Origin of the sequence: Planococcus sp. 1R117A (assembly GCF_051417975.1) — a bacterium.
Lineage (GTDB): Bacteria > Bacillota > Bacilli > Bacillales_A > Planococcaceae > Planococcus > Planococcus shenhongbingii.
Map to the genome: position 1 here is coordinate 126540 of NZ_JBPRLO010000007.1, position 23917 is coordinate 150456.

At 45.6% G+C, this 23917-nt stretch carries 18 protein-coding genes; 12 read left to right on the top strand and 6 right to left on the bottom strand.

The annotated features are described in order from the left end of the window. Window positions 1–21: 21 nt before the first annotated feature. Genes ACSFXN_RS17935 through ACSFXN_RS17945 form a run of 3 tightly spaced genes read left to right on the top strand, consistent with a single transcriptional unit; the run spans window position 22 to window position 2560 of the window. A complete protein-coding gene (locus ACSFXN_RS17935; protein ID WP_437151543.1) occupies window positions 22–747 on the top strand; it encodes an ABC transporter ATP-binding protein in 726 nt (241 codons plus the stop codon). Next, window positions 744–1766 carry an ABC transporter permease gene (locus ACSFXN_RS17940; protein ID WP_437151545.1) on the top strand — a complete coding sequence of 341 codons (1023 nt, stop codon included), beginning with the start codon at window positions 744–746 and terminating at the stop codon, window positions 1764–1766. The genes ACSFXN_RS17935 and ACSFXN_RS17940 overlap by 4 nt, the downstream gene beginning before the upstream one ends. Before the next feature lie 35 nt (window positions 1767–1801). Then, window positions 1802–2560, top strand: a complete 759-nt coding sequence (locus ACSFXN_RS17945; RefSeq protein WP_437151547.1) for a class I SAM-dependent methyltransferase — start codon at window positions 1802–1804, stop codon at window positions 2558–2560. A gap of 149 nt (window positions 2561–2709) precedes the next feature. On the opposite strand, the gene ACSFXN_RS17950 is transcribed toward ACSFXN_RS17945, so the two are convergent. Both ACSFXN_RS17950 and ACSFXN_RS17955 read right to left on the bottom strand, forming a co-directional pair. Further along, on the bottom strand, window positions 2710–3066 hold the full coding sequence (locus ACSFXN_RS17950) for a DUF1801 domain-containing protein (RefSeq protein ID WP_437151549.1): 357 nt from the start codon (window positions 3064–3066) through the stop codon (window positions 2710–2712). Window positions 3067–3078: 12 nt separating this feature from the next. Then, window positions 3079–3600, bottom strand: coding sequence for a helix-turn-helix domain-containing protein (locus ACSFXN_RS17955; RefSeq protein WP_437151551.1), 522 nt, complete (start codon window positions 3598–3600; stop codon window positions 3079–3081). Between the two features lie 174 nt (window positions 3601–3774). On the opposite strand from ACSFXN_RS17955, the gene ACSFXN_RS17960 reads away from it, so the two are divergent. From ACSFXN_RS17960 to ACSFXN_RS17975, 4 genes are all read left to right on the top strand, one after another. Further along, on the top strand, window positions 3775–5079 hold the full coding sequence (locus ACSFXN_RS17960; RefSeq protein ID WP_437151553.1) for an MFS transporter: 1305 nt from the start codon (window positions 3775–3777) through the stop codon (window positions 5077–5079). Between the two features lie 25 nt (window positions 5080–5104). Further along, the gene (locus tag ACSFXN_RS17965; protein WP_437151555.1) at window positions 5105–6088 is read left to right on the top strand and encodes an ornithine cyclodeaminase family protein; all 984 of its coding nucleotides are present in this window, start codon (window positions 5105–5107) and stop codon (window positions 6086–6088) included. Between the two features lie 227 nt (window positions 6089–6315). Further along, entirely contained in the window at window positions 6316–9096 is a 2781-nt protein-coding gene (locus ACSFXN_RS17970; RefSeq protein WP_437151556.1) for an EAL domain-containing protein, read from the top strand. 16 nt (window positions 9097–9112) lie between these two features. Further along, complete coding sequence (locus ACSFXN_RS17975) at window positions 9113–10750, top strand: thiamine pyrophosphate-binding protein (RefSeq protein ID WP_437151558.1); 1638 nt, start codon at window positions 9113–9115, stop codon at window positions 10748–10750. A gap of 40 nt (window positions 10751–10790) precedes the next feature. Here the strand turns inward: ACSFXN_RS17975 and ACSFXN_RS17980 are convergent, their stop codons facing one another. Beyond that, window positions 10791–11447 (bottom strand): hypothetical protein, encoded by a 657-nt coding sequence (locus ACSFXN_RS17980; protein ID WP_437151560.1) that lies wholly within the window; start codon window positions 11445–11447, stop codon window positions 10791–10793. A gap of 398 nt (window positions 11448–11845) precedes the next feature. On the opposite strand from ACSFXN_RS17980, the gene ACSFXN_RS17985 reads away from it, so the two are divergent. From ACSFXN_RS17985 to ACSFXN_RS17995, 3 genes are all read left to right on the top strand, one after another. Further along, window positions 11846–14386: a bifunctional diguanylate cyclase/phosphodiesterase gene (locus tag ACSFXN_RS17985; RefSeq protein WP_437151561.1), complete on the top strand. Its 2541-nt coding sequence runs from the start codon at window positions 11846–11848 to the stop codon at window positions 14384–14386. 506 nt (window positions 14387–14892) lie between these two features. Beyond that, window positions 14893–15339 carry a DUF4385 domain-containing protein gene (locus ACSFXN_RS17990; protein ID WP_437151563.1) on the top strand — a complete coding sequence of 149 codons (447 nt, stop codon included), beginning with the start codon at window positions 14893–14895 and terminating at the stop codon, window positions 15337–15339. Between the two features lie 105 nt (window positions 15340–15444). Further along, window positions 15445–16332: a TIGR01777 family oxidoreductase gene (locus tag ACSFXN_RS17995; RefSeq protein ID WP_437151565.1), complete on the top strand. Its 888-nt coding sequence runs from the start codon at window positions 15445–15447 to the stop codon at window positions 16330–16332. Between the two features lie 210 nt (window positions 16333–16542). Here the strand turns inward: ACSFXN_RS17995 and ACSFXN_RS18000 are convergent, their stop codons facing one another. Both ACSFXN_RS18000 and ACSFXN_RS18005 read right to left on the bottom strand, forming a co-directional pair. Beyond that, the gene (locus ACSFXN_RS18000; protein WP_437151566.1) at window positions 16543–17007 is read right to left on the bottom strand and encodes an N-acetyltransferase family protein; all 465 of its coding nucleotides are present in this window, start codon (window positions 17005–17007) and stop codon (window positions 16543–16545) included. Between the two features lie 69 nt (window positions 17008–17076). Then, the gene (locus ACSFXN_RS18005) at window positions 17077–17886 is read right to left on the bottom strand and encodes a DUF817 domain-containing protein (RefSeq protein ID WP_437151568.1); all 810 of its coding nucleotides are present in this window, start codon (window positions 17884–17886) and stop codon (window positions 17077–17079) included. Between the two features lie 170 nt (window positions 17887–18056). Here ACSFXN_RS18005 and ACSFXN_RS18010 point away from each other — a divergent pair, with 170 nt between their 5' ends. Both ACSFXN_RS18010 and ACSFXN_RS18015 read left to right on the top strand, forming a co-directional pair. Beyond that, entirely contained in the window at window positions 18057–18833 is a 777-nt protein-coding gene (locus ACSFXN_RS18010; RefSeq protein ID WP_437151570.1) for an alpha/beta fold hydrolase, read from the top strand. Window positions 18834–19055: 222 nt separating this feature from the next. Further along, window positions 19056–21422, top strand: coding sequence for a M14 family zinc carboxypeptidase (locus ACSFXN_RS18015; protein ID WP_437151572.1), 2367 nt, complete (start codon window positions 19056–19058; stop codon window positions 21420–21422). Between the two features lie 411 nt (window positions 21423–21833). Here the strand turns inward: ACSFXN_RS18015 and ACSFXN_RS18020 are convergent, their stop codons facing one another. Then, window positions 21834–23765 carry a S9 family peptidase gene (locus tag ACSFXN_RS18020; protein WP_437151574.1) on the bottom strand — a complete coding sequence of 644 codons (1932 nt, stop codon included), beginning with the start codon at window positions 23763–23765 and terminating at the stop codon, window positions 21834–21836. Window positions 23766–23917 lie beyond the last annotated feature (152 nt).

The following is a 23917-nucleotide window of genomic DNA, read 5'->3' on the forward strand; positions in this document are numbered from 1 at the left end:
TCTGAAATGGGGGGCTTGTCCATGAACGCCAGCATTGAATTGAAAAACGTCACCAAAAGCTTCGGCAAGAAAACCGTGCTGCAGGAAATCGATTTGTCGATTGAAGAAGGCCGGATTTACGGGTTGATCGGCCCATCGGGATCCGGAAAGACGACGTTGGTGAAAATGATTGTCGGCATCGATGCGCCGGACACCGGTACGGTCCGAGTGCTGGATGTGAAAGTGCCGGATCTGGAATTGTTGAAAAACATCGGCTATATGGCGCAGTCCGACGCTTTATATGCAGAATTGACCGGCAAGGAAAATTTGGATTTTTTTGCATCGCTGTATCCAATGAAAAAATCAGCCATGAAAAAACGCATTGCTTATGCAGCGGATTTAGTTAAATTAACCGATGACCTGAACAAAAAAGTATCGGCTTACTCGGGTGGGATGAAACGCCGGCTGTCGCTGGCTATCGCATTGGTGCATGATCCGAAAATCCTGATCCTGGATGAGCCGACCGTGGGCATCGACCCGGAACTGAGAGTGTCCATTTGGAATGAGTTGTTTCATTTGAAAAATGAACAGCAAAAAACCATCCTCATCACCACGCATGTGATGGACGAAGCGGAAAAATGCGATCAAGTGGCGATGGTGCGGGACGGAACGATTTTGGCGAGCGGCACACCGTCTGAATTGAAAGACCATTATGGAGTCGGGCAATTAGAAGAAGCCTTTTTAAAAGCGGGGAGGTTGCAGCGATGAGAATTCTCGCGTTGGTGCGCCGGATCATCAAGCAAATGCTGCGGGACAAACGGACTTTGGCGCTGCTGTTTTTTGCACCGCTCGTTGTCCTGACGCTGATGTACTTCTTTTTCAACGGCAACACGGTCAATCCGGAACTCGCTGCAGTGGGTATCAACGAACCCTTTACGGCGGCCTTGGAAGAACGGGGAGTCATAGTCATTCCTTACGAAAAGGCAACAGAAGAAACCGTCGTAGAGGATGATTTGGATGGTTTGCTGGTATTGGACAACAGCCGGCTGATCCTTACCCTATTGAATGACGATCCAACATTAGCAAAAAATCTGCTGGCCCAGGTCAGCCAAACGGTCTTGCTGGCTTCAGGGCAAACCCAGGCCATGCAGCTTGAAACGGCTTATATTTACGGCAGCAGCGACACAGAGTTTTTCGATGTACTGTCACCGGTGCTTATCGGCTTTTTCGTCTTCTTTTTCGTGTTTTTGATTTCAGGCATCGGTTTATTGAAAGAACGGGTATCCGGCACTTTGGAGCGTTTAATGGCGACTCCAATTCGCAAAGGGGAGCTGATTGCCGCTTATCTAACGGGATTCGGGATTTTCGCGGTGATCCAGACCATCATCGTGGTGACGTTTTCCATTACGGTGCTTGATGTGGTGCTGGTCGGATCGGTCTGGCTTGTGCTGCTTATCAATTTATTGCTGGCATTGGTAGCGTTGTCGCTCGGCATCTTGCTGTCGACATTTGCGGCTTCTGAATTCCAAATGGTCCAATTCATTCCGCTTGTAGTGGTTCCCCAAATCTTTTTTGCCGGCATTTTTCCGCTCGAAGGGCTGGCGGACTGGCTGCAGGCAATCGGCCGCGTCATGCCGATCTATTACGCGGCGGATGCTTTAAAAGCTGTTATGTACAAAGGCCTCGGTTTCAATGAAATCAGCGGTGATTTATTGGCATTGGTGATTTTCGCTGCGGTTTTTATTGCGCTGAATAATGTTGTTTTGAAAAGGCATAGAAAGTTATAGTGTATTGAACTAGAAAAAATAAAGGGGGAAATGGATTGCTAAATTACTACAGCAAACTATCGACAGAAGTTTACGACCTAGACAAACCAATCGGCAGTTCTTTCGGCGATATCGAATATTACCAAGAACGTCTGAGGAAAACAAGCGGCCGCATTTTAGAGCCGGCAGTAGGAACAGGGCGAATGCTTATTCCATTGCTTGAAGCAGGATATGAAGTGGATGGATTTGATGTTTCAGCGGAAATGCTTGAAAAGTGCCGGGATAATTGTCGTCAAAGAAACTTGAGTCCGAACTTGTTTAAAGGAAGAATGGAGTCGTTTTCAACAGATCAGCAATACAATGCCATCATTATTCCGACCGGTACGTTTTTGCTGCTGCATGAGCGGGAACAATCTTTGAACGCATTGCGGAACTTCCATTATCATCTGGAAGACGGCGGCAAGCTGATTATCGACTTGTATTTGCAGCGGGAAATCGACTTAGGGAAAATTTCAACTCGTACATGGACACTGGAAAATGGTGATACGATCACACTGGAAAATAAGAAAGTGGAAGTGGACTGGGTGAATCAATACACGGTTTCTCACGGCCGCTATGAAAAGTGGCGCGAAGGAAAACTCATCGCCACCGAACTAGAACGTTTCCCGATGCGCTGGTATGGCGTGGAGGAGTTTATGATGGTATTGGAGCAGACTGGTTTTAAAGATATCACTGTTTCAGCCGATTACCGATACGGTGAATATCCGACAAGCGCAGGCCAGTGCATCACTTTTGAAGCGATAGCGGAGAAATAAATCAGTGATTTTGGTGAGTTGGGCATAACGGCATGAGAGTTGGGCATAAAACAGCTAAAGTTGGGCATAAAATCGAAAAGTTGGGCATAACCAGCTGCAACTTGGGCATAAACGACAAAAAGGATGACTCTGCGGAGTCATCCTTTTTGTCATTTTTTATTATACTCAATTGCTTCCCAGATCAAGTTTTTAAAAGCGTCTGGCTGGATGTCATCCAGCTTTCTGACGCGGATATGGCGCATCTTCGTGCCGTCGCCTTCCAGTAACCCATCGCGGTCATCCAGCTGAGCTCCTTGATAAAAGCCGAAATTGATGTGGCTTTTGGCAGTTTGCAGGTAGCACACCAACCCATCCCGTGAATAGCTGGGTTTGCCCCATTTGATTTCTTCTTTCATGTGTTCGGAAACCTCAAAAATCAATTGGCGCAATTCGACGGCCATTTTTTGGATATGCTCGGGAAGTTCTTCAATGTATTGGTCAACTGCTGGGTTTAATTGTGCGTTCATCTGACTCTCTCCTTAAATCGTTTTTGATGAGACGACCAGAAATCGGACATCCCGTTCGGTCATGTTGAACCAGTAATGGGTTTTGCGGGCATCGAACAGCGTGGATTGCTGCTCAGGGAGTTCAAATCGCTGGCCGTCGACTTCCACCGTCAGCACACCTTCCACGACAAAAATAAATTCATAGCCATTGTGCGCGAACGCATTGCCCTTGTTTTCTCCGGGCTGCAAAGTGACGAGGATCGGGGAAAAGCCCGCTTCTTTCACGCCGTTTGATAAATCTTTATAGAAGAATCGTTCCAGGCGGACAGCCAGGTCGTCCTGTTCTGCATTGCCGTCTGCAAAAAAAGTGCTCGGGTCTACTTTCAAAGCATCCGAAATCTTCCGCAGCGATTCCAAAGTGACACTCGATTTTCCGCGCTCCACTTGCGACAGAAAACTGATGGATACTCCGGTTTCATCAGCCAATTCCTTTAATGTCATTTTCCGCTCTTTGCGAAGGCCTTTTAAAGTGGTACCTATTGAACCAGTAGGCATATGCATTTCCTCGCTTTATTGTGATATCTTGTTTCATCATACCTTACTTGAAAGAATCACAGCAATGAAAAACAAAACCTGTTGACAGAAAATTTGTAACTGTCTAAACTGATAAAAGGGGATGAATTGAAGTGGGACTTCAATTTCTATTATTTTATTCAAGGGGGAAACAGTATGGACAAAAAGCAAACACGGCGTATTTTAACGGCAAGTTTAGTGGGAAGTTCGATTGAATGGTTTGACTATTTCTTATATGGAACGATGGCAGCACTTGTTTTTAATCAATTATTTTTTGTCAATGAAGATCCGACAGTCGGACTGATGCTGGCTTATGCGTCATTTGCGCTGTCATTTTTCATCCGGCCTTTCGGTGGCATTATTTTCAGCCATATCGGTGACCGCATCGGGCGCAAGAAAACCTTGGTCATTACATTAAGTTTGATGGGACTTGCGACATTCGGAATGGGCTTATTGCCGACGTATCAAGCGATTGGCATTTGGGCTCCGATTTTATTGATCACCTTGCGTTTGGTGCAAGGGCTTGGAATTGGCGGCGAGTGGGGTGGCGCACTGTTGCTTGCGACGGAATATGCTCCTCCTGAAAAGCGCGGGCTCTTCGGCAGTATTCCGCAAATGGGTGTAACCATCGGGATGGTCATGGGAACTCTCGCTTTATGGGTGATGACGCTGCTTCCAGACGGGGCGTTTATGACATGGGGCTGGCGCGTACCGTTTATCTTGAGCGCATTTTTAGTCATTTTCGGTTTATGGATCCGTAAAGGAATCGATGAGACACCGGAATTCAAGAAAGTGCAGGCATCGGGAGAAATTCCGAAACTGCCGATTGTTGATACATTGAAATACCATTGGCGCGAAGTGCTGATTGCAATTGGCGCGAAAGTGGTTGAAACAGCACCATTTTATATTTTTGGTACGTTTGTTGTATCGTATGCGACAACGACTCTCGGGTTTTCGCAAACCGCGACGCTGGGATCGGTAATGATTGCAACCGTCATTACAACGATTTTAATCCCAATCATGGGTTCGCTGTCCGATAAAGTCGGACGCAAAAGAATGTATATTACCGGAACTGTAGCAATGGCGTTATTCGCTTTCCCATATTTCTGGATGCTGCAGCAAGGATCAGTGTTGTTGCTTGTAGTAGCAACGATTATCGGACTGGGAATCATTTGGGCGCCGATTACCGCGGTGCTCGGCACGATGTTCTCTGAAATCTTTGAAGCGAAAGTCCGCTATACGGGCGTAACGCTCGGCTACCAGATCGGGGCAGCATTGGCAGGCGGAACAGCGCCGCTTGTCGCAACAGCGCTGCTGGCTCGCTTTGATAATTCTTATGTGCCAGTTGCCATTTACATCATCATCACCGCATTAATTTCACTTGCCGCTATTTGGGCAGTGAAAGATTTAAGCGGAAAACAAGCAGCGCCGAAAGTGGCAGTGAAAGAAAGCCGAGTATAAGCCACTTTCTTTAAAGGAGGAAACCATGCTCATCATCAATGAAAAGCAGATTCAGGAAACTTATCAAATGACAGATGCCATCCAAGACATTACTGTCATCTTAAAAGCGAAACAGCAAGGCAAGATTGCTAATCCGCATCGCATCGTTCTGGATTTCCCTGAACGCCAGGCATCATCTCTTTATATGCCGAGCGCCGATTTAGCTGGAGATATTGCCGGAGTGAAAATCGTGACGATTTTTCCGGGAAATCCGGCGCAGGGAAAGCCGACGACACAAGGCATGATTTTGCTGACGGACGCAACAGACGGCCAGCACGTGGCACTTATGACAGCTTCCTATTTAACGCGTTTGCGCACCGGAGCTTTAAGTGCCATCGCGACTGAGCGCCTGGCAAGAAAGGGCAGTAAAATCCTTACCGTCATCGGCACCGGAGCGATGGCGTTTGAACAAGTGCTCGGTGTGCTCGAGGTCCGTGCGATTGAACGCATCATCCTGGTGAACCGGACACCTGAGAAGGCACAAGCCTTCGGTGAAAAATTGGAAGCTTTTGGAGTGAATATTCCGTACGAAGTCGAAACGGACGTCCAAAAAGCGGTCAAGCAAGCAGACATCATCTGCTGCGCCACCCGTTCCAATGATCCTGTTTTTGATGGCCGGGATTTGCAGCCAGGCACCCATATCAATGGAGTCGGTTCCTACTTGCCAAGCATGCGGGAAGTGGATGAAGTCACGGTGTCCCGGACAGATAAGATCGTTGCGGATGACTTGGCAGGTGTGCAGGAAGAAGCCGGCGAATTGATCCACTGCGCCCAAAACAGCAATTGGTCGTTTGATGATATTTATGCCGAACTTGGCGAACTTATAGAAGGCGATAAAGCTGGACGCGAATCGGAACAGGAAATCACGTTCTTCAAATCCGTCGGAGCGGCATATTTTGATCTGGCAGTCGCCAAGGGTGTTTTTGCAAAAGCACAGGCGGCAGATTCAGGAATAGAAGTAAAAATGTAATTAGAACTGTCCACATTTGTGGGCAGTTTTTTTTATGGATAATCAGTACAAAAGGCTGATGGATTTTTAATTCAATATAACTAGATTTTGTGGTAGGATATGCAGAAGTATTGTATTTAAACAGTATATTTATTCCAAAAAAGTGTTAAAATTAAAATAAGTAAGGTATTTATTGGAATTATCCATTATATTGTGCTGATCAACTAATAGAACTGAGGAGCGTATGAATGCGAAAAGAACAAACACGGTATTCTCGGCTTGCGCAAATTACGAAATTAATAAACACGAAACTCGAATTGAGGGAAGTGCTGGAACATGTAATTACAGCGATTTCTGAGGAAATTGTTCAATGTGATTCGGTCGGGATTTACTTGCCGGAAGAAAACGGAGATTTCCGGGGATATGTTGGAAAGCCTGAAATTATAAATGGCATGACGCTGGATATGCATTTTATCGATATGGAATATGATTTGCTGGCAAAAGAAGTAATGGAAACAAAGAAAACGATTTACATCCCGGATACTTCCAGGGATGACCGCCCCGACCCGCGGGCTGTCTCTAGTTTCCAGATTAAATCGCTTCTTGGGCTGCCGATTACGTATGAAGACGAATTGTTCGGCCTGGTGTTTTTATTCGACTACGGGATTCCGATGGATTTAAAAGATGAAGAAATCCAGACGGTCGAAGCTTACGTCAATATGGCAGGCGTTGCCATCCGCAATGCCACCAACTTAAGCAACAAAGAAAATTTATTGGCGGAAAAACAAGTGTTGCTTGATTTCACGCGGGAACTGTCAATGTGCTCGACGATGAAGGAAGCTTTGGATAAATGTTTTTCTTATGTCGGAGATGTATTGAACAATTACAACGTCGGGGTCCATTTGCTGGATCCGCAGGCTGAGAAAAAAATTCAGCCTGCCAATCTGAGCAAAGACAGCCACTGGTCAGAAGAAGACTGGTTGGCTACACATAACAAGGCACAGTTCGACACATTAAGTGATGGCGTGTTCAAAGAAGTAATCCGAACAAAAAAACCGCTTTTGATTCCCAATGTTTTTGAAGACGACCGGCCGAACCATGAAGTATGCAGAAACTTCGGCATAAAAGGCATGTTCATGATGCCATTGATCGCCATGGGCGAAGTTTTAGGGGCCTTGGCTGTTCCGGAATTCGAGAAAAACGAACTTTCTTTCAAAGAAGCGGATATGCAGCTGGCACAGTCTTTAGCGGATGCCACAGCCTCGACTTTGTCCAACCTTTTGTATATGGAGAAACAGGAAGTCATTATTGAAGAAAGAACTTCTGAAATCCGGATTAAGAACAATGAGCTTGAACGGGTAGTAGCAGAATTAGGGAATTTAAGCCGCGAACGCGAGCTGATTTTGAACTCAGCCGGAGATGGGCTTTTCGGATTGGATCTTGAAGGAAGGATCACTTTCTGCAACCCGGCAAGCGAATCGATGCTTGGATATCAATCGGGAGAGCTGATTGGGAAATCTTCCGAAGTCATTTTTGGGAAAAAGAAAGCACCTATTTCCGAAACGGCTTATTTTGAACCCAACCAGCAATTTTTCAAGAAAGACCATTCCGGTTTTTCAGTGGAATATGTCATTTCTTCGATAAAAGACGGCAACCACATTCTCGGCGAAGTAGTCAGTTTCAAAGATATTTCAGAACGCAAAAAACTGGAAGAAGAGATTAAATACCTCGCTTATTATGACAGCTTGACGGATTTGCCAAACCGGGTGCTATTGAATGACCGGTTAAACCAGGAACTGGCTGCTGCAAAATATAAAAGTAAAAAAATGGCCATAATGTACTTGGACTTGGACCGCTTCAAGTTGATCAACGACAGTCTTGGGCATAGCTACGGAGATATTTTATTGAGGGAATCGGCAGGGCGTTTAAGAGTCAGCGTTCCAGACGAAGCCATTGTATCGCGGCAAGGTGGCGATGAGTTCACGATAGTGCTGCCAAATGTAAAAAGCAAAAAAGATGTTTTAAATGTTCTGGAAGATGTAATGGATGCCTTTTCAAAGCCTTATTCATTAAAAGGCAACGAAGTTTACATTAAAACGAGCATCGGCATCAGCATGTATCCGCAAGATGGAGATACGGCTGAAACCTTAATAAAAAATGCCGATGCCGCGATGTATAGATCCAAAGAAAAATCGGGAACTTATTATCACTTCTTTGAAAGCGATATGAGCAACCGGAATCTGGAAAGCATCAAATTGGAGAATGCTTTATACAAAGCATTGGATAACGACGAACTGGTCATTTATTATCAGCCGCAAATAGACAGCAAGACCAATCAGCTGATCGGGGCGGAAGCGCTGCTCAGATGGATGCACCCAACAGAAGGCATGATTTCACCGGTGGACTTTATTCCAATAGCGGAAGAAACAGGATTGATCATTCCAATCGGCAAATGGGTTTTGAAAAACGCCTGCAGGCAGTTGAAAGAATGGCATGCAGCAGGCCATACATCTCTGAGTATTTCGGTGAACTTGTCTGGCCGCCAGTTTGAAGAAGATAATCTGGTATCCATGGTCCGGGACATTATAAAAGAATATGAAATCACTCCTGAGAACCTGCACATTGAATTGACTGAAAATCAGTTGATCCGGAATACCGAAGTGACCATAAAAAAAATGAAGCAATTAAAACAGCTGGGTGTTAAAATTGCCATCGATGATTTTGGTACCGGGTATTCGTCCTTGGGTTATTTGAAAAACTTCCCGATCGATGCGCTGAAAATTGACCGCTCATTCGTCCAAGATATTGAACATGACAACGACAATGCTGCCATAACCGACACCATTATTACTTTAGCCCAAAACCTGAAGCTGAACGTGATTGCTGAAGGTGTTGAAACTCAGGAACAATTGGATTTCTTAATGTCTAAAGAGTGCTACACCATGCAAGGATTCTTTTTCAGCAGACCAATCGAAGCAAAAGATTTAGCTAACAAGTACTTATACAGCAACAGCAACACATTACATTAAACCAGGAGGCTAAAAAATGAAAGCAGTTCGTTTAGTATTAGAGTATTTACAAGGCATGGGTGTTAAGCACGTTTTCGGTATTCCAGCAGGTTCTGTCAATGGATTCTTCAACGAGCTTTACGATATGCCAGAAATTACACCAGTCGTTACAAAGCACGAAGGAGCCGCTGGCTATATGGCCGCTTCCTACGCGAAATACAGCAACCAATTGAGCGTTTGCATCGGCAGCAGCGGACCTGGAGGCACTAATTTGGTGACTGGTGCAGCCAATGCCATGCGTGAACATCTACCTGTTCTGTTTTTAACAGGAGCGGTTCCGGTCAACACAATGGGATTGAACGCTTCACAGGAATTGGATGCTGATCCTGTCTTTAAATCTGTGACAAAATACAGCGTGACGGTGACTGATGCCAATGACTTGTTGAAAGAAATTGTCAAAGCAACCGAAATTGCGATTTCTGGCGTGCCAGGACCCGTGCATGTCGCGATGCCGATCGACATCCAGCACAGCCAAGTAGGCGAAGTGGAAATTCCGGCTCCGGCAAAGCGGGAAAATATGGTGCCGGATCTTGAGGCAATCAAAACAGCCGCTAAGGAAATGGCGGAGCGGAAGAGCGGTTATATATTTGCAGGGCAGGGAGCAAGAAATTCAATTGAACAGCTAATTGAGCTGGCAGAGCTGTTGGATTGGCCGATTATGGTTTCTCCTCAGGCAAAAGGAATCATCCGCCATGACCACCCGCTGTTTGCGGGAGTTTTCGGTTTTGCCGGAAACGACGGAGCATCAAAATTGATGAATGAAGGCGACGCGAAGACTTTATTGGTAGTTGGCTCGAGCCTGGGTGAAACGGCGACGAACAATTACAACGCCAATATGGCAAAAGACCGTTTCTTGGTGCAGCTGGATTTCGACGCGTCGGTCTTTAACCGCAAATACGAAGTGGATGTGCCTGTGCTAGGCGATATTCAACTAAGTTTGGTATTTTTGATTGAAGAACTGAAGGCGCTCGGTTTGTCTGCCAAAACGATGGAGCCTCTAGAATCCAAGGAAGCACCAGCAAACCTTGAAGAATACAGCACCAAAAACGTATTGCTGAAACTGCAGGAATATTTGCCGGCTTCAACTCGCTATACAATTGATATCGGTGAATTCATGGCTTATGTTATCCACCATATGGAAGTGAAAGATGAAGGGACCTTTGACATCAATGTCCATTTTGGAGCAATGGGCAGCGGCTTGAGTGCAGCGATCGGTTCGAAGTTTGCGGAGCCTGAGCGCCCGACTGTAGCGATTACCGGAGACGGTTGTTTCTTTATGCACGGCATGGAGATTTTGACTGCGAAAGAGTACAATCTGCCGATCTTGTTTGTGGTGATGAACAATGCACGCCTTGGGATGGTTTATCATGGGCATGCACTGCAATTCAAGCGTGTCCATGCTGCATTTGAGCAGGAGCCGATTGATATTTCGGCAATGGCCAAAGCGATGAATATTCCAAGTTACAGAATGGATGGAATGGAAGATTTGAATCCGGAAATCCTTGAAGAACTCATGAATATGAACGGACCAGCAGTCCTTGAAGTGGCATTGGTCGATAATAATACACCGCCAATGGGAGATCGTGTGAAGTTTCTGTCATCATTTGGTAAATAAAAACACAATCCCCTTTTTCACTAGTGAAAAGGGGATTGTTCTATAAAGTGGCATAAGATTTTTGAATCGTTCGGTGGATAGCGCCCATTGTCTGGCGTTTAAACAAATCAAGAACGGCTTTTCCGTTCGGATTGCAGAAGTAATAAGCGTCCACTTGTTCATCAAAAGAAAAGCCGAGGTTGGATAACTCCTGCTGCAATTCTTCAGGCAAGCTGTCCATTCCGGTTTTTTCAGTGAAATAGGCAGTCGGAACGACTTTTACATCAACATCGTTTGTTCCGGTATGGACGAGAAATAAATCCTTGTCATTTCGGACAATCCACTGATCTTTCGAGTAGAGTGAAATTCGCTGCTGGTGCAAGGCGGAGATGCCTTCCAGATTTGTGCCGAATATTCGGTTGAGCATTGCCCGGATTTCAGAACCGGATACGGCCTGGCCATGCTGTTCTATGTAGATGTCTATTGCTGCTGCGGATGGCGGAAGAGTGGGAGAGGAAAGATGGACTGCCTGCAGGGCGAGTTCTTTATCCAATATACGAGCTTTATACAAATCCATCCCAAAAGCTTGCTGAATGGCCCTGCAAATTACGAGGCCATTGATTTCACCTTCTAATGAAGAAATGCATCGATCCATCAACTCTACTTTTGACTGATTTTCCTTTTCTTGCTGAAGTGCATCGAAAATAGGCTTTTTCATAAATAATTTCCTCCTTGTTAAAGTAATAGTAGTCCCAATATCACTATTTATTCCATTATATCTCAAAATATTCCACAAAAATATCTAATCGGAGAAATAAATTAGATATTTTCTCCATAATAAGATGACTCTAATACTTAAACTGAAAGAAATTTCATCACTGCATTTCGCATAGCAGTCTTTATAGTTCCTTTTAAATTCTTTTGTCCGGGTTATTTCATTGAACGTCTTTTGATAAAACAGGAAAATATAATCGTAGAATAAGCGGCATTTGTAATTTATAATTACCTAATTGTCTTGCTCATTAAAAAAGGGGATTAAAGGGAATATCATATGGCGACAAGGCTTGGGATAAAGGAAACTCTATTCTCTCTAACAGAAAAGTGAGTTGAACATAAATGCTTAACAGTAGACGCAATTTGCCCGTCCAAACGATTATCAATGCAAGTCCCGACATTATTCTCTTAAAAGATCCAAAAAGCCGGTGGATGGAAGTGAGTGCTCGAACGCTTGAGATTTTCGGGATAGACAGAGATGCAGTAATCGGCAAGACGGATAAAGAAGTAGGCGATATCTACCCTCATTATAAAAAATACGTATCTTGTTTTTTTGAATCTGATCGGCGGGCATGGCAAGCCGGCGAACAGATTCAGACTGCTGAAACTATCACGGTTGATGGTGTAGAACGGATCTTCGACGTAATCAAAATACCGATTTATGATTCAGAAAGGACTGCGGATGCACTTGTTGTCATGGGCAGGGATATCACAGGCTTACTGGAACATGAACAGATGTACAAATCGTTATTCCGCGACCATTCGGATGGAATTTATTCGCTTGATAAAGAAGACAATATTTTGGATGTTAATCAAGAATCCGAGATAATCAGCGGTTATAGCAGGGAAGAACTGATTGGCATGAACTTTCGTTCCGTGCTTGCTCCTGAAGCGCTTGATGAAGCCATCAGATGCTTTGACAAAGTATTACAGGGAATTCCCCAATGCTACGAGTCTAAATTGCGCTGCAAAGATGGAAAAATCAAAGATGTGCAAATCACTACGCTTCCGGCAAAATTGAATGGAAAAATTATTGGCATCCACGGTATGGTTAAAGATGTGACGGAAAAGAATTTGTTGGAACAGCTAAGAAACGAACAAACTGTGATTTTGGCCAAGATTGCGGTAGGGGATCCGCTGGGAGAAATCATGCATTATATCATCGGAGTTGTGGAGAAAATATCTAAAGGTATTTGTACCGTCATGTTTTATGAAAAAGAGCATGACTGGCTGCGTTTTGGCTATGGATCAAAATTGCCTGAACAATTCATCAAAGTGATTGATAGATTTCCGGTAGGTCCTCATCTCGCTTCGTGCGGCCATGCATCTTATACCAAAAAAATTGCAATTGTAACGGATATTGAAAAGGCTGCTTCCTGGTCCCGATGGAGCCAGGAAACTGTCCGCTATGGAATCCGTGCCTGCTGGTCAATGCCGATTCTTTCCACTAAAGATGAATTGCTCGGGACATTCGGAGTTTACTACCATGAAGTCAGAGAACCGTTGGATATTGAAATTGACATGCTGAAGACGTTCAGTTACCTGTCCGGACTGGCGATTGAGCGCAGCCGGCACGAAGAGGAGATTCAGTTTTTAGCCAATCACGATGCCCTGACCAATTTGCCGAACCTGCGATATTTTAAAGAAGTGTTTGCAAATATGATTCGGCAAACTGAAGACTTGGCTGTTATGTTTGTGGATCTTGACCAGTTTAAATCGCTGAATGATACATTCGGCCATAATTTCGGAGATATTTTGCTTCAGGAAGTTGCCAAAAGAATCGGCAAAGCGATTGGTAAAGAAGACATCGTTTCTCGAATGGGCGGAGATGAATTCATCCTGCTGCTTCAGGACGTCACTGATGCGCAGCAAGTACTCCTTGCTGCAGAACAAATTTTGAAAGAAATTGAAAAACCACTGATGATTGAAGGACAAGAGTTCCATGTAACTGCAAGCATCGGCATTAGCCAGTTTGGCAAGCACGGCAAGACAATTGGGCTTTTGATGAAAAATGCGGATGTAGCGATGTACAATGCAAAAGCAACAGGCGGCAATGCCAGCAAAGTGTATGACCCTGCCATGGACGACAAAGCGCATGAACTATATATGTTAAGAGGCGAATTCCGCAAAGCATTGGAACTGCAGCAGTTCGAGCTTCATTACCAGCCTAAAATCAACTTGAAGAAAAAGCGCATCAGTGGAATGGAAGCACTAGTCCGCTGGAATCATCCGGAAAAAGGAAGCATCAGCCCGGCAACTTTTATTCCTCTGGCAGAAGAAAGCGGATTTATCTTGGAATTAGGCGCTTGGGTATTGCGGACTGCTTGCCGGCAAGTGAAGGAATGGCGAGCGGCAGAAGGGCCTGATATCCGTGTAGCGGTTAATGTTTCGGTCAAACAGTTTATCAAACAAGACGTAGCGGCTCTCGTGCAATCGATCTTAAATGAAATGGAGCTGCCGGCGGAGTGTCTGGAAATTGAAATTACTGAAAGTGTGCTGAGCAGCCATGAATCCGTGATCCAGGAAGCGGTTGAGAGCTTGCAGAAGCTCGGCGTGAAAGTGTCGATCGATGATTTTGGCACCGGATATGCTTCATTGACTTACTTAAAGCAATTTCGGGCAGATGCCATTAAAATAGATCAATCGTTCATCCGGCATCTGCCACAGAACCAGGACGATGCGGCTATCGTCTCAGCAGTTATTACATTAGCGAAAGCGCTGGATATATGCATTGTCGCGGAAGGTGTTGAAACAAAAGAGCAAGTGGACTTCCTGGTTGAAAAAGAATGCACCGAAGTCCAGGGGTATTATTTCAGCAAGCCTCTTCAGGCAGACAAAATGCAGAAGCTTTTGAAGCAGCAATTTGCTTCTGAAAATAAATAAAAGCAGAACATTCCTGGAGGATGTTCTGCTTTTCTGCTTGTTGAGAAAGTTGAAATTTGTATTAGGGATATCTCTTATCCAATATTCCGCCAATTGCTTTGCGACGTGCAGCGCCCTTTCATGTCTCGAAGCTAGCGAAGCGATGCAACGACAGAGACAGTATGGCCTTTTCCGCTGATTGCATCGCTTTATCGGCGTTAATTGGATTCCAATCGGCGTTTCGCTCGTTTTTATCAGCGTTTAAAGAATTTCTATCGACGTTTCGGACATTTCAATCAGCGTTTCTCAAGTTTCTATCGGTATTCTTCCAAAAGACACCTTTCTAAATCGAAAGCTCAAAAGATTGAATGGAAAAGGGCTTCGCTAGAACGAAGCCCTCTTTCTAACAAAGTCGGCTTTTGGCCACAGCCAAAAGCCGCTGAATATTCCCCTCTACACTACCCAATCGAATTTCAGGCATTTTTCCCATTCAAGCAGGGTATAAAAACAAAAAGGAGTGCATGCAGATGGCGTTTGATTACAGTCACGATTATGAAAATTTGGATCTCCGGGAGCATCCGGAACTTTATCGTGTCGGCAAAGGAGAGCAAGGCGTGCTGTTGGTAGAACCGTATAAAAGTGAGATTTTGCCGCATTGGCGTTTTAAGACGCCGGAAATCGCTCAGGAATCGTGCGAAAGGATTTATGAGATGTTCGAGGAATACCGCAAGCAGGATGATTTTGTCGGGATGGACATGGCGCGGAAATTTATCCAGATGGGCTATACGCGCGCCCGGCGCTATACCAATTATAAAGGCGGCCGAAAATACAACGAAGACAGGACGATCAAGGAACGGCAAATCGATCCAGTCAAAGCTGAGTCTGCTGCGATTTTCAAAAAGAAATGGGATGAAATCAGGGAAGATGAAGATTATTTGAAACGCAAAAAAGAACATCAGAAAAAGTATGGCTAATAGGTTGCTTTGCATAAAATCTATGCACCCTTCAAGCTGTTCCCTTCGTCATGTACAATAAGAAATGACTGGAAATTTAGAACTGAACAGAAATGAGGGAATGGCTTGAAAAAGAAAGTTGTGATTGCTGGCGGAACGGGTTTTATCGGCCAATATTTAGAGAAACAATTTAAAGAACAAGGCTATGAAGTTCACATAATCTCCCGCCAATCCAACCAGATTTTATGGAATGACCATAGGGGCATCGTGGCAGCATTGGAAGGAGCGGAACTGGTTGTCAATCTTGCGGGCAAATCGGTCAATTGCCGCTACAACGCGAAAAACAAAAAAGAGATATTGGAATCCCGGACGAAAACGACACAGCTTCTTGGCAACGCGGTGGCAGCTTGTGAAAATCCACCGCCGCTTTGGGTCAATGCAAGCACAGCGACAATTTACCGGCATGCGGAAGACCGGCCGATGACGGAAGAAAAAGGGGAGTTTGGCAGCGGATTTTCCGTTGAAGTTGGCCAGGCCTGGGAACAGGCATTTTTCGCTTTCCAGCTCCCTAAGACTCGTCAAGCGGCGCTTCGCATGGCAATCGTACTTGGTGAAGGCGGCGTCATGGAACCGTATAAAAACATGGTGCGTTTTGGCCTTGGCGGCAAACAAGGCAAAGGCAAGCAAATGTTCAGCTGGATCCATATCGAAGATGTCTTCCGCATCATCTTATTTTTGCTGGACCATAAAGATTTAAGTGGAATCATTAACGCTTCTGCTCCAAACCCTGTCACCAACCGCGAGCTGATGGAATTGATGCGCAAGGCGATGAACCGGAAACTCGGGCTGCCGGCAGCCAAATGGATGCTCGAAATGGGGGCTGTAGCGCTGGGCACTGAAACCGAGTTGATCTTGAAAAGCCGCTGGGTCTTTCCGGAACGGCTGGAACGTGCAGGATTCGAGTTTAAATACGAAACGCTCGATCAGGCACTGGGACAAATCTTGAAGAAATAAGACGGGGACAGAAAACACATGAGGTATTTACTTTGCTGTTTCTCCTTGTATAGTTGAATGCTGAAACAGAGTTCCAATCGTTGGATTTTGGTTCAGTAAAGTCATGCGGTGATAAGAAAAAGCTTTTGCAAAGTTAACATGTTTTGATCAAAAAACAAGCCTATTATCCATCGCGGATAATAGGCTCATTTGTATTCAGGAGTCCATTCTTCAAGTCAGCTTGAGTTTAAACCCTTCATGCGTCGCTTCAAAGCCGAGCTGTCCATAAAACCGCAAGGCGTCTTCACGCTGCTTGTCCGAAGTCAATTGTACCAAATGGCATTCGCGCTCTTTTGCCCGTTCGACTGCATACAAAATCATCTGGCTGCCAAGCCCTCGTCCTCGAACGGACGATGCTGTCCGGACGCCTTCGATAGTAGCCCGCCAGCCTCCTTGCCGCACAATGTAAGGAGTGAATGTAATTTGCTGCACACCGACCACTTCACCATCAAGGCAAGCGACGACCAGTTCGTTGTTGGGGTCAGCCGCAATGGCATTGAATGCCTGAACATAAAATTTAGGGAGCGGCTGTTCATAGCGTTCACGCTGGCTCCCTAATACATCATCCGCAAGCATCTCCACAATGCGGTCCAAATCCTGTCGTGTGGCTTGCCTGAATTCAATTGCTTGATCCATAAGCGCACCTCCTTGTTTTCTTCATCGTAACTTAAAAGCAAAGATAAGTTAATTCGAATTTAAAAATGATTATTTATAAGTGTTCCTTATGGGTACAGGGAAAGAAGGCTGTTCTTTTTCTGGATATCTCATTGAACTTTTCATCCGCTTTAATTGTGCCACAATGATGACCGAGATGATGACTAATAAAAACCACGAACTGATTTTTCCGATATGAACAAGCGACCAGGCGGCTTGCTGGTTTGGGTACTGCCAAGCGCCCAGAAAAGTTGTGATGTTTTCCGCTATCCAGATAAAGAAGCCGATTAGCAGAAAAGATAAGATTAATGGCATTTTGTAAGGGGTTCTGTTCACCCGGAATGTCACAAACGTCCGAAAGAAAATCACGAACAGCAGAGCTTTTAAAATCCAGCGGATGTCGTAAGTGAAATGATGCGTGAAAAAGTTGGCGTAAATGAGGAATGAAATTGCAAAGGTGTAAAACGGCTTTGGCCATCCATAAACTTTTAAATCCATCCGTCTCCATGCCTGGCAGATATAACTGGCCACGCTGGCATACATAAAACCGCTGTAAAGCGGGACTCCAAAAAATTTGGAGTGTGCGGCCTCCGGATAAGCCCACGATCCCATATGCACTTTGAACAATTCCAATGCCAGGCCGATTACATGGAAAACGCAAATCACTTTCAATTCATCCATGGTTTCCAGCTTTGAAGTCAGCATGACGAATTGTGCGGCAATACAGACGAGCAGAATAAAATCGTAGCGAGGCAAAAACGGGATTTCCACAAACTTTGAAAACGCTAGTGCAGCAAAAATAACAGCTGGAAAAATACAGGACAGAGCCTGAAGATAACCGAAGCGTATAAAGTTTTTCATGAAAGACCTCCGTTTTAGGAGAATATATTTTAAGCTAAGACGAAAAAGGTTTTAGGAAAGTTTCTGTGATTTTGAAAAAGTAAACTAGACGCCGGCAAAGCGGGTATAGAATAAAAAGACACAGCATGAAAAACCTGCGAAATCTTTAATTCACTGAAGGAGGAAGAGAAATGCCGGAATTCACATCAAACGGAGTTCGCTTGTATTATGAAGAAGCAGGGGAAGGGATGCCAGTGATTCTGCTGCATGGCCTGGGTTCAAGTCACGCCATGTTCAGACAGGAAATGGATTTTTTGAAAAATGAATACCGGGTCATCGCCATTGACTGCCGTGGACATGGAAAATCAGACAAACCGGTGAAATTTACGCTGAACGACCATATTGAAGATGTCATTGCGTTACTTGATCATGTGGGTATTAAAAAAGTGCATATCATTGGCGTGTCCATGGGAAGTTATATCGCGCAAGGCGTTGTGTTGGCGCATCCGGACCGAGTGGAAAAGCTCATATTGGTGGTATCGAAAGCCCATGGAAAAACCTCTTCCACCCAGGAATTATTGACCCGCTATGCCGATGAGCTAGAAGGAATAGAAGAACAAAAACAAATGGAATACTTGTCGAAATACGTCTTCCATAACTTGCCCGCCATCCAGAAATGGCAGGAAGAAATGGCGCAAATCGAGCCTGAATTATCCCTTACGGAAATGGCCGCTGCGAATAAGGCATTAGAAGGATTTGATTTTCGTTCAGCACTGCCGACTGTCACAGCCAAAACGCTGATTATCAGCGGTTCTTACGATGGATTGAATCCTCCAGTGAGGGGGCAAGAACTGGCATCACTCATTCAGAATTCCACATTTGTCGAATTTGAGCAGTCAGGACATGCACCGAACGTAGAAGAACCGGAAAAATTTATAAAGTCCATTTCAGAATTTTTAGGAAAATAGTCGGGAAGCTTAGAGAGGATTCTCTAGGCTTTTTTTATTTATGCAATAAATATAGTTAAAAACAAAAATAACTGATAAAAATATAGAGGCATTTAGATGCTTTCACTCTTATAATTAACTAAATTTTTAGTTAATTATAACCATGGAGCTTACAGATATCTTCAATTATTATTAGAAGTAGTAAATATTTATACAACTAAACAACTAATTGGGGGAACATGAATGAAAAAAACAGTCAGCGGTTTATTGGCAATCAGTATGCTTGCAACAGCTCCATGGTCTTCGGTCCTTGCGGAATCTCCGAAAACTACGTACGTTAATGCGCTGGAGGAGCAGGACGGCAGCAAGTTCAACTCGGAGAGCTATGATTTTCTGAAATTCTCGAAAATCGGTGCAGAGCTTGAGCGCATCGATAAAACATCGAACCGCATCAAAGTGGAGGTCCAAGGCACGTCCGCTGATGGGCATCCGTTGTATGTGGTGACTGTTGCGGATCCGAAAGCGGGCGGCAAATTTGGCCAAAACCAGGCGCTCCGGAAACAAATGTTCAAAAATCCCGGAAAAGCACAGGAATGGATTGCCAAAAACCCGGACTTTAAAGTGCCGATTATGATCAATGGCTCCATCCACGGCACGGAATTTGTCGGCAGTGATGCGGTGCTTCAGCTGATTGAGCGCTTTGCTACGCAAAACGATGCCCAGACCAAAAAAATCCTGGAGAGCAACATTTTAATTTTTAACGTCGTTGCCAACCCGGATGGCCGTGTCGACGCGACCCGCTTCAACGGGGAAGGCATTGATTTGAACCGTGACTTCATTACACAGTCACAGCCTGAAACCGTGCATACGGTAGATTTGATCACTGAATGGAATCCAATGGTATTTCTCGATACACACGGTTACGTAAAGAATTATGCACCGAATAAGCAGGGCTTGATCGAACCTTGTACGCCGCCGCATAATCCGAACTACGAATATGACCTGTACAATAAATGGGCAATGGGACAAGCGGAAGCGATGGAAAGCGAAATCATGAAAAACAAAGCCGAATACGAAGGCACGCTGTATAAAAACATGGTCGGCACATACGTGCCGCAGCGTGACGATGAAGCGGGCTGGGATGATTATCCGCCAATCTTCACTCCGATGTATGCAATGTACCACGGTGCATATGGCCATACGCTTGAAGCGCCAACCAATGATGAAGACGGCGTGAAGTGGATGTACGATGCAGTCATGGGAGCACTTCAACACGCGACTGACAATAAAGACGCCATGATCACCGACCAGATCGAAATGTTCAAACGCGGCATCAATTTTGACCACCCGTTCCATGCTGACGGCTTCTTCCCTGAAGCTTACGTATTGCCGGTCGATGAAAAAGATTCGACTGTAACGGAAAAAGCGGTCAATCATTTGATACAGAACGATATTGAAGTGGTGAAGGCATCCAAGGCCTTTACGATAGAAGGAAAATCTTACGCTAAAGGCTCTTATATCGTAGACATGGCACAAGCAAAAGCGGGACTTGCCAATACGATGTTATGGGACGGGGAAGACATTACGGACGATACACCGGCGATGTACGACATCTCTGCTTGGAGCTTGCCGGAACTATGGGGCTTCCAAGCAGATCCGGTCCAGACAAAAGTTACGGTAACAGCAGCCAAAGTCAATGAAGTGAAAGGCCAAGGCACGGTTACAGGAAAAGGGCCGTTTGTGATTCCAAATTCTTCGGTGAAAGCAGTTGAACTGGTCAACACACTTCTTCAGCAAGGCGTTTCTGTTAAACGCAGCGAACAAGGCGATTTCTATGTGCAAGCACCAGCTAACGCCATTTCTGCTGCTGTGAAAGCATCCGGCATCCAAGTGAAGAGCGGAACTGTGCCAGCAGGAGCTGAAGCGATTTCTGCGTTGAAAGTGGCACTTCTTGAAGACGGCGGCATGGGCAAAGTGCAGTCGCATTCCGGCATGAATTTGGCGCTTGAACGCTTAGGGTTTGATGTAACCGAACTGTCTCCAGTTGAAGTGGCAGAAGCCGGGCTTAACGGTTTTGATGCATTCATCTACAACGGTACGGAAAGCTTGATTTCAACAAACTTAAGTGCAGCGAACAAAGAATTCGGTTTCCAGAACGCAGCACAATTTGATAAGTTCAAAGCGAACGTCAATGCGTTCGTCGCTGACGGCGGCAAATACATTGCAGCCGGAGCAGGAGCATCACGCGCTACAAAAACGCTCGGCTTGACGACTGCTTCCGTCAATTCAGGCGGCAGCAACAGCAATGGCATCGTTTCTGTTGACTACGACGGCAAGGGCATCACAGCAGGTTACGGCCAAGACGACATCGGTTTTGTTTACCGTCCGGCTTGGTACACAGGTGTTGAAACTGAAGAAGTCCTGGCGGCATTCGACGATAGCGACTTCTTTATGGCAGGCCACTGGAAGAATAATCAGTTGGCATCAGGCCAGCCGGTCATTGTTCGTGAAAGCGATAAAGACGTCACCTTGATCGGGCTTGAGCCAGGATTCCGTGACCACACAGATTACTTGTTCCGCTTGATTTCAAACGCGCTTTACACGAAATAAAGATAGTAGAAAAAGGAGCAGCTGATTTTCTGGCTGCTTCTTTTATTCACTCTTTATGAAGAGATCATCTGCAGTTTCGTCCGGAGGAAGCACAGGATTCTCTTCAACGCTGACGCAAGGTTTGGCAGTTTTCCTATTATCGTCCGCTCTATTTTAAAATCGCTCTTGCTGCCAAAGGTGATACCGTGACGAAATAGATTGACAGCCGGGCCAATATGCTTTACTGTTAGAAACGCGATGAGCTCGTTTGCGTAAGACGGACCAGCAATCCTTTATTGGAACACGTTGTGGAACGTGGCTTGGACGCCGCAAATTTTCGAGACCACCTTGCCTTTGGGCAAGGTGGTTTTTTATTTATATAGAAGAAAACGGAGCAACCCATTTAATGGGGTTGCTCCGTTTTTAGTCCGTTCAATCAGACAAGTTCTCAATAGGAACCGGCTCAATGTCATCAGCCGGCTCAAAGCCGAAGACTTTGCTGTAGAAATACAGTTCGGCTTCAATGGAACGTTGGATGTTTTCTGCCATCCGGAACCCATGCCCTTCGCCTTCGAAAGTCAGATAAGCGACAGGCAGGCCTTTTTCTTTCAAGGCATCTACCATCAGCTCTGCCTGGTTTGGAGGGACCACTTTATCTTCGAGACCCTGCAAGAAAATGACGGGGCATGATAATTGGTTCGTAAAGTTGATGGGAGAACGGTCGTAATACGTCTGCTTCGCTTCCGGATAGGCCCCGAGCAAGCCTTCCAAGTATTTGGATTCGAATTTATGGGTTTCTTTCGCGAAAATCTCCAGTTCGCTGAGGCCGAAATAGCTCGCGCCCGCTTTATAGACATCCGTGAAGACGAGCGATGCCAAAGTTGTGTAGCCGCCGGCGCTGCCACCGACAATAGCTGCCCGCTCTCCATCAACTTCTCCTTTTTCAATCAGGTAGTTGACGGCATTCGCGCAATCTTCCACATCGACCACACCCCAGTTGTCTTTCAAGCGCTCGCGGTATTCACGGCCATAACCGGTGGAGCCGCCGTAATTGACATCGACGACCGCAAAGCCGCGGCTTGTCCAAAATTGAAATTCCAGATTAAGTGCAGAAATAGCGGCACTGGTAGGGCCGCCGTGGACCGACACCAGCAAAGGGGGCTTTTCGCCCGCCGGTGCTGCGTGATCCGGATTTTTAGGCCGGTAGTAAATGGCATGGGCGGTTTTTCCGCCTGCTGTTGGATATTCAATGGCTTCCGGGATGGACAGGTAATTTTCATTTAATGGCAAATCGGAAGCTGCCTTGACTTCTTCCAGCTGGCCATTCGCATCCAATCGCACGACACGCGGAAAGTCTGTCGGCGAAGCAGTGATAAAAGCGGCTTCGCCGCCATTTGAATGGATGGAAGAAAAATAGGTGAACCGGTTTTCAACGGGCGTGACATCACCGCTTTTGGCATCTATTGTGGCCAAGTGCATGATGCCGCTTTGCGCATACGCCGCAAGAATGGTCGATTCATTGAGGAAACCATAATCCGCTTCGCCGAATACCCAGCTCGGACCGCCGAATTCCGCTTCCATCGGACAAACCGGTTCCGCTTCACTGCCGTTCAAGCGCATAATGTTCCACCAGTTTGAGCGGTCAGAAAGAAAATAGAGCACGCCGCCCGGTGACCAGACCGGCTGAATAATCGATTCGTTCGAACCGCCTGCCACCATACGGGCATTGGAAACAGAGCCATCTTCATTCAAATCGGCCAGCCATAATTGTGTGTCATCCCAAGGCATGTTCGGGTGGTTCCACGTCAAATAAGCCAGCTGCTTAAAATCTGGGCTGATGCGGGGATTTGAATAGAAATCATTGCCGGACAGAACAATGCGTTCATTGCTGCCATCAAGGTCCATCACCACAATGGCTGTTTCTGCGTAAATGGAGGAGTTGGTATGGTCTTCACGGATCCAGTATAAACGGCCGCGGGAAGCATCGACCGCACCATCGGCATAACGGCGATGGGGATCCGAGGTGATCGGTTGGAAATTGTGTTCTCCTCGCCGGAGATAAAGCAAGTTGTCGTCAAAATTGGAAAAGTAGAGGTCTGTATTATGGACCACAAAAGGGGCACCGCCGTATTCATGGACGCGTGTGCGGACATTAAACGGGGAAGGCGTCAGTTCTATGGCCGTTCCATCTGCCGTTTTTTTCATCACCGTGTTGCGCCCTGCTTCTGCTGGCCGCTCTTCAGTCCAGTAAAGGTCTTGTCCTTCTAAAGCTGCGTTTACAATTCCGACAGTGTCGCGTGTCATCAAATCTGCTGTGATAGGGGATTTCCAACTTCCATAAGGCGATGCAGCGGTTTGGCTCATGTTTGATCTTCCTCCTGGTCTCTTTGAAGTTTTCTGGTTTAGCTGTCTTCATGTTACCATTATAACTTTTTAAATTGTTGGAAAATTAAATAAAATCTACTTTCCCTGCATAGACAGAGCAGGGAAAGTGTGAAAAAATAGAGCCACTATCT